Source organism: Methylobacterium sp. Leaf94, from assembly GCF_001426045.1.
GTDB lineage: Bacteria > Pseudomonadota > Alphaproteobacteria > Rhizobiales > Beijerinckiaceae > Methylobacterium.
On sequence record NZ_LMRM01000049.1, the window covers coordinates 1 to 5,810 of the forward strand.

General features: G+C 62.9%; 4 protein-coding genes and 2 pseudogenes. 2 read left to right on the top strand and 4 right to left on the bottom strand.

Annotated features, from left to right (window positions below; genetic code table 11):
- Positions 1-139: 139 nt before the first annotated feature.
- From ctrA to ASG63_RS19700, 3 genes and pseudogenes are all read right to left on the bottom strand, one after another.
- Positions 140-826, bottom strand: a complete 687-nt coding sequence (gene ctrA, locus ASG63_RS19695) for a response regulator transcription factor CtrA (protein ID WP_056220527.1) — start codon at positions 824-826, stop codon at positions 140-142.
- A gap of 468 nt (positions 827-1,294) precedes the next feature.
- A pseudogene (locus ASG63_RS26650) lies at positions 1,295-1,410 on the bottom strand (SOS response-associated peptidase); the annotation flags it as partial.
- Between the two features lie 81 nt (positions 1,411-1,491).
- Entirely contained in the window at positions 1,492-2,799 is a 1,308-nt protein-coding gene (locus ASG63_RS19700) for an alpha/beta hydrolase (protein WP_244479982.1), read from the bottom strand.
- 441 nt (positions 2,800-3,240) lie between these two features.
- Here ASG63_RS19700 and ASG63_RS19705 point away from each other — a divergent pair, with 441 nt between their 5' ends.
- On the top strand, positions 3,241-3,708 hold the full coding sequence (locus ASG63_RS19705; RefSeq protein ID WP_056220537.1) for a MucR family transcriptional regulator: 468 nt from the start codon (positions 3,241-3,243) through the stop codon (positions 3,706-3,708).
- Between the two features lie 75 nt (positions 3,709-3,783).
- On the opposite strand, the gene ASG63_RS19710 is transcribed toward ASG63_RS19705, so the two are convergent.
- A complete protein-coding gene (locus ASG63_RS19710; RefSeq protein WP_056220534.1) occupies positions 3,784-4,167 on the bottom strand; it encodes a VOC family protein in 384 nt (127 codons plus the stop codon).
- Between the two features lie 1,431 nt (positions 4,168-5,598).
- On the opposite strand from ASG63_RS19710, the pseudogene ASG63_RS19715 reads away from it, so the two are divergent.
- Positions 5,599-5,810, top strand: a pseudogene (locus tag ASG63_RS19715) (porin family protein); the annotation flags it as partial.

A 5,810-nucleotide genomic window follows, 5' to 3' on the forward strand; every position in this document is an offset into this window, starting at 1 on the left:
TGTCTGCTTCATCTTCGCTCCTCAGGGGCTACGATGAACCAGCCATCCTCCGTTCGGGAAGACCCTCATTCTGTCCCACAGGTGCTGACGTCGGACAGTCCTAACCTAGAGCGTGGGGGAGAGGGGCCTCTATCGAGCGTTAGCCAGCCAAGGCCCGCATCTCCGGCACGCCCTCCCTGAGGGCGTAGCCACGACCCCAGACGGTCTCGATGTAGTTCTTGCCACCCGACGCGTTGGCGAGCTTCCGCCGCAGCTTGCAAATGAAGACGTCGATGATCTTCAGCTCCGGCTCGTCCATGCCGCCGTAGAGGTGGTTCAGGATCATCTCTTTGGTCAGCGTCGTGCCCTTGCGCAGGGCAAGGAGTTCCAGCAACCCGTACTCTTTGCCCGTGAGATTGATGCGGTTCCCGGCAACGAAGGCAGTCTTCTCATCGAGGTTCACGACAAGATCATCGGTGGTGATGACCGACTGGGCGTGCCCCTTCGAGCGGCGCACGATCGCGTGGATGCGGGCGACGAGCTCGTCCTTGTGGAAGGGCTTGGTGAGGTAGTCGTCGGCGCCGAAGCCGAGGCCCTTCACCTTGTCCTCGATGAGGATCAGGATCGGCGTCTTGATCTTCGCGGCCCGCAGCGTGCGCAGCACCTCGTAGCCCGAGATGTCCGGCAGGGTCAGATCCAGCAAGATGATGTCATAGTCGTAGAGCTTGCCGAGATCGATCCCCTCCTCACCCAAATCCGTGGTGTAGGTGTTGAAGCTCTCGGACTTGAGCATCAGCTCGATGCTCTGCGCGACAGAGGCGTCGTCCTCAATCAGCAGCACGCGCATGGGCCAGGATCCTCCAAAGGTTGAGGCATCCTGAAGGGGCATCGGCAACAAACCGTTAAGGTTGCACCGAGGCCAAACATAGCAACGGCCACGGACGCTGGAACGAGGTGCGCGTACATCCGGCGTCACCCTATCCCAGCATCGTGGCCGCATCCGATCTGGCCGCAGAACCGCGATCGGTATGGTTCTGAGATGTGGTCGTATGATTAATATTCAATGAAGCCGCCCCGCTGCCCGATCTGATCACGAGCCGGCGGGGAGGATCGTCCATCTCACAGACGAGCCGGTACGCAACATGGCTCGACGTCAGGATGCAGCCCTTCGGTTACCCGAAGGCTCATGGCCAATCATCGTCGCGCGTGTCGATGTGGGAATGCGACAGCAGGAATGCGCATCCGGCGCGCACCGCGTGTGCTGGGGCGATCAACTCCCGTGCCGTAACCGTATGCGATAGGACGTTGCAGAGCACTCCGGCGTCGTCAGCAGCACCGGCATGGCCTTCAAGTGGACCGGGCCGACGATACCGCTGCCTTGCAGGTCAGGAACGAGAACAGGCGGTGCTCCGCCTCCACGCGGTCGAGGTTCTACTCGACCGCCTCAAAAAATAGATCGAACAATGTACGCACCTGGTCGCCGTCATCCCTGACCCCGAGCACGTTGAACCGCTAGCGTCCGCTGCTTCCGAGCGCGCGCACCGGGGCGCCGGCGAGATCGACCGTCGATCCAACGGTGTCGCGCAGGCCAGATCCGACGTTCGAGAGGTGCTCGCCGTAGGTCTCGCGGGTCTGGGGGTCGATCAGGGCTACAGGGGCGGCAACGGCCAGGGCAGCTCCGGTCGCGACTGTGGACGCGGCGCCGGCGGCCGTACTCACCAGACGGTCGCCGATGCCGATCTGGCCGTCCGAGATCGGCTGGCCGTCGGCGAGGCGCTTGCCCAGGAGGGCGACGACGTCGCCGCTGGCGAACTTGCCGTGGTTGAGTGCGTCGGTCGACTTCACTGCGGAGAGATTCAGCACCGACACCTTCTCGCGCTCGAGTTGCGTTCGATAGGGTTCGACCGTCGGGTCGATAGCGCCGAGGCGGACGCTGTCGCCCCAGACCAGACGGGACACCGCCAGGGCCTGGTCGTCGCCGGAGACCATCAGCGTCAGGCGTGGGCGGTCCTTGCCCATGTCGTGGAAGGCGGCGCGGGCAAGATCCATGTCGACGTCCGGGGCGGCCAGGATGACGTTGCGGATCTTCGGGGCGATCCGGCGGTCGCGGATGGCCATCTGGCGCAGGCTCTCGAGGGTCAGCCAATTACCCATGGAATGGGCGAGGATCGTCACCTCGCCGACATTCGGATCCTTCGCGAGGTCCCGCAGCAGGTCCTCGAGCCCGTTGCGCGAGAAGTTCGTGCTCTCCCGGTCATAGCCGTAGGCGAGAACGGATCCGCGCGATGGCCAGGTGAAGAGCACGGGCGCGACCTCAGCGCCGGAATCATGCACGATCTGGGCAAAGCGGAAGACGGCATCCTCGAACTTGTTGTTGAAGCCGTGGACGAAGACGAGAACGTGGCGCTTGGCCGAACCCCGGACGGCGCGGTGCGTCCAGGCCGGGACCTTTGCGCGCTCGATCGGATCGGCGCGCAGGGCGACGAAGTCGGTGGCTGGGTTGCCCGGGACCGCCTTCGGCCATTGGACCGAACCCGGCTGACGGATGGCGTCGGGCGGGATCGAGACCGCGAGATCGGTGTAGGTCACCGCCTCGCCACGCTCGCCCGAGAACAGCACGCCGCGGTCGGCCGCGGACTTGCGGGTCGTGGCTACGAGCATGTCGACGCGCGAGGTGCCCACAACCTGCTCGGCGCCGGCGACGGGCAGGAGAACCCCGCCGGGGCGTCCCGCGCAGGCCGTCAGCAGAGCGAGCGCCGTCACAGCGACCATACTACCAGCCGTCACACGCCCGAACCCAAAGGCTCCGAACACCTGCATCTCCACGCCCATCTCACTGGAAGGCTGGACGGGCGATTGGTTCACGCACCGTCAAGACCGAGACACGCTACGGTACGATTACGGCGCCGGGCAGTCCGATCCGGCGGTTCTGGAACCGATGTGGCGAAGGAGTCACGAAAGCGGCAGCTTCTTCCCGGGAACGCTTCACACGCACCGCTCGTCCTATTCTCCGCTGGGCTCCATCTCCCAGATGTCCCCTTGGCGCCCCCATGGCAGAACTGCTTCGGACCCGGGATGCCTGAGCGGAACACATCCAGGACGCATGCGCCGTCCGCTTCGCTCCCGCCGACCAGTCTTTGCCGGGATCGATCGCCAAGACCTTTCCAGCCCGCTCCGGGACCATCGGCCAAGGCAAAGCTTGATAATCATTCCTGGATGTACGATTGCCCTCCGGTCGAGGCACAACAACAGAATAGCAGCATGTCCGAGAACATAGATAATCAAACCGCCAACTTCGTCGAGCTCGCGGGCGATATCGTCTCCGCGTATGTGTCGAACAATCCAGTCCGGACCGCCGATCTACCGGATTTGATCCGTCAGGTTCACACTGCGCTTCAGGCGCTTGCAACAGGAGCGGCTACAGCCGCGCCGGAAGCCGAGATTGAGAAGCCGAGCGCTGCGCAGGTCCGCAAGTCGGTGACGCCGGAAGGCATCGTCAGCTTCATCGACGGCAAGACCTACAAGACCCTGAAGCGTCACCTCGGCATGCATGGCTTCGACCCGCACAGCTACCGTCAGCGCTACGGTCTCTCGGCCGACTACCCGATGGTCGCCCCTGAGTATGCCGCGCGACGCTCAGAGCTTGCGAAGTCCATCGGCCTTGGCCGTGTCGTCGACCGGGGCGACTCCGCGGAGCCGAAGGCCACAAAGCGCACGAAGGCTGCGTAATTCGCCCTCAACGTCGTCACGCCGCTATCACCTGTCGGTATGGGCCCAATGGTCAATCGGCAGGTGGGAGCAGATTCAGTCCGCAACCTTGTGGCGTGCGCAGAGCTTGTTGCCGTCTGGGTCGCGCAGGTAGGCGAGATAGATTCGACCCATCGGCGTTTGACGCTCGCCCGGCGGGTTCTCGATGGAAGTACCCCCGTGGGCGACACCGGCTTCGTGCCAGGCACGGGCCTCATCCGGGCTGTCCATCCCGAACCCGATGGTACCGCCGTTGGAGGCTGTCGCGGGTTCCCCGTTGATCGGCTTGGTAATTACGAACCGGCTGCCGCGGTGCGCGTAGACCAAGCGCCCTAGAGCATCCTTCATGCCGGGTTCGCCGCCCATGACACCGAAGAGCGCATCGTAGAAGACCTTCGCCTTGGCCAAGTCGTTGCTGCCAATCACCATATGGCTGAACACGTCGTTGCCTCCCTCTCGTTGTGTCACACGGCTACCGCGTCCGGGGCTTCAGCTGCAGCTATGGCCTTTTGCAGCGTCCCGACATGATACGCTGCAGGATCGACGATCCTCCCCACTAGCCCATGAGCAAATTGGGTGGCGGGGCAACTTCGGGTTACCGGCCAGTGCCGCTTGGTGCTGCACCTGCGCCGGTCCCCGATGTGCCCGACGATCCGCCCGCGGAGCCAGAGCCACTGGTACCCATACCACCGCCTGTACCGGAACCCATGCCAGTACCTGCGCTACTACCAGAGTTGCTGCCAGATCCACCGGTCCCGCCGCCGCTCATTCCGCCTCCGCCAGATGCGCCGCCTGCAGCGGGCGCAAAAAATCTACGAAGCTCCACGCGCTCGCCCGCCACCAGTGCGTCGGAGATCCGTCCCAGGATCGTGTTTCCGATAGCCTCGGCGTCTCGCCTGCGAAGGCGCGGGTTCTACTCTGCGATGCGGAGGATCAACTCGGATTTGATCATGAAGAGAGGGAAGCACTCAGCCGAACCGCGTGGCAAGAGCGAGAGCACGGATGCCTCAGCAGGCATCGCTTCACGACCATGGCGCAGCGACGAGGCTCGACTCCGGAGCGCCAAATCCAAGCATCCGGGTTGTGCGCAATTAGATGACGCACAGATGAGGGATGGTGTATTTATGTCGTGTGGTGGATATTGTTTCGTTTTTCTCGAAACTTATTGCGGAGTTTATCATTAACGCTGACTGCCCACCATTCGCTTGCGCCTCCTGAGGAGGCCTCTTCGTCACCCGAGAGCATTATGCGTGAAGCTAACTACTGCCTGCCGCTCGAAGGCACGCCGTCTTACCCAGTGCTCTATGGGATCGCTCGGGGCTTGGAGGATCTCTTCCCGGTCCCCGACCACCCTCATTTTTCCGACCGCGAGGCCGATGCTGGTGTCCCAGGGGATGCAGATGGAGACGACATCGACAAAGGCATGCGTCGAGTTGATTAGCTACAAAACCATCTGCTCAACCGAGTGGTAAGATCGTAGGCTTCACCTCAGCGACCGAACTACGACTGATGCCCTTCACGGCGTTCCCTTCGGGCTGTACCGCGAATAGCATTTATGAGGGACCCGCCGGCTTGGTTCCGGATCATGCATTGAGCACGCCAACCGGCATTCCATTCGTCCCTTCGATTCAAATCGATCGTCTACGGCTTCGCGGCCTTCTCGCTGTTCTTGGAACCAACAGGGCGGACGTGCGCTGTGGCGGCCACGAACAACATGGTAAGTAAAACCCTAACGCATTCTTTGAGCAATATGAGCTTCACCAATCTGACCTGAGTGTTGCGCATCTGCACTAGTGGTCAGGTCTGTCCTATCGCTAAGTTCACATCACACCGCACCGAGAGTGCGCATCAGACTTCCCCGGCAGACCGACCATGATCAAGACCCTCATCCTCGCAAGCGCCGCTACGGCTCTTCTCGCCGGCGCCGCTTCGGCCGCCGACCTTCCGCGTCGCGCGGCTCCCCCGGTGTTCGTGCCGGTGCCGGTGTTCACCTGGACCGGCTTCTACGCCGGTTTCAACGCCGGTTACGGCTTCGACGCCTCCAGCAACAACCAGGCGACCGTCATCGGCGTGAACGGCGCCAG